This is a genomic window from Leifsonia sp. NPDC058248 (assembly GCF_042881905.1).
Taxonomy (GTDB): Bacteria; Actinomycetota; Actinomycetes; order Actinomycetales; family Microbacteriaceae; genus Leifsonia.
In genome coordinates, this window is the sequence record NZ_JBHVXB010000030.1 from 1 (window position 1) to 1,186 (window position 1,186).

The 1,186-nt window shown below is 60.4% G+C and carries 2 protein-coding genes; both read right to left on the reverse strand.

Annotated features, from left to right (window positions below; all coding sequences use genetic code 11):
- On the reverse strand, positions 1 to 452 hold a 452-nt coding region (locus ACFVV5_RS19175; RefSeq protein ID WP_387247302.1), incomplete at its 3' end, for a hypothetical protein.
- Between the two features lie 16 nt (positions 453 to 468).
- On the reverse strand, positions 469 to 1,041 hold the full coding sequence (locus ACFVV5_RS19180) for a hypothetical protein (RefSeq protein WP_387247304.1): 573 nt from the start codon (positions 1,039 to 1,041) through the stop codon (positions 469 to 471).
- Between the last annotated feature and the right edge of the window lie 145 nt (positions 1,042 to 1,186).

Below are 1,186 nucleotides of genomic sequence, written 5' to 3' on the forward strand. Positions count from 1 at the left end.
ACAGCCGCAAGAATGGTCTTGGCGATAAGACTGTCCATGGTGTTCGCCAAAGTCCGGGCACGCTGAGCAATGAGATTGCTCATCAGGTCAATGCCCGTCTTGGTCTGGAGCTGGTGAAGGTTGTCAAGCTCCAGGTGGAAGCTCGAACCCTTCGCCACGGTCATCTTGATGTACTCAAGCGCCGCGTGATCCGCAGTACCGATGGAACCGTACGCCTTGACGATTCCCTTATCGGTCACGGTGTCCACGAAGTGGGGAATGCGGACTACATCGCCCTCACGCCGAAACTCGCCCTCATACTGGCGATTGACGATCTCGGGGGAGCCAAGTACAAGATTGTCGTCCAGGTTCTCAAGGAGCTGGGACGTCCAAATCTCTGGAATGAAGTGGCCGCCCGCGGCCTGGAGAGCGCCGGCACCTGGTTTGTTACCGGCCTGAGTAGTGAAAGTCATATGCTACCTCAATTGATCAGAGGTCCCCCCGCATAAGAGCATCGAGCTTGCCCGCCTTACGGGCGGCAGCGATTTCCTGAGGGGACATACGGGAAAGGGCGTCACGGTCGATCTGTCCGGCTGCGTAAGAGCCGGAGTCGCCCTGACGGCCAAGGCCAATCCCCTGGGCAAATTCGGGGGCATTGGACGGCTGGGGAAGGGAGGACACGAACGCGGTAATGGCCTCGGTGTTCACTGCACCGTCAGCGCCAAGGAAGGCGCTGGTGTTCAGGAACTCGGGCTTCGGGAGGGTTACACCAGCAGTTGCGGCCTGGACGCGAAGCTCCGCGTCTACAAGCCGGGTACCGACCTCGGAGAGGGCCGCATTACGCGCCTCAGTCCTTGCCGCCTCGATTGCCTTCTCGGCGTCCGACATGGACGCTTCCTTGAGGGAGGCAAGCTCTGTGCGGGTCTCGTTGTAGTTCTTTTCGTTCTGCCGAGAAAGGGTCTTCCAACGCTCGACGTCAGCCATAAGGCTTTCGACGGTTGGGGTTCCCTCCTGTCCGGCAGGCTTCTGCTGGTCGGTCTGGTCCTGCGTGGTGTCGTCCATGTGATCTCCCATTTCGGGGGCGTGAAAAAGGCCCCCATTACGGGAGCCGTCCTAGTGGTGGTGCAGCGTCAAGCAGCCTTGCGGGCTGCGTTGCCTGAGTTGCCCTGAGGCGCCTTCCGAGCTTCCTTCTCGGTGCCCTTCGGGT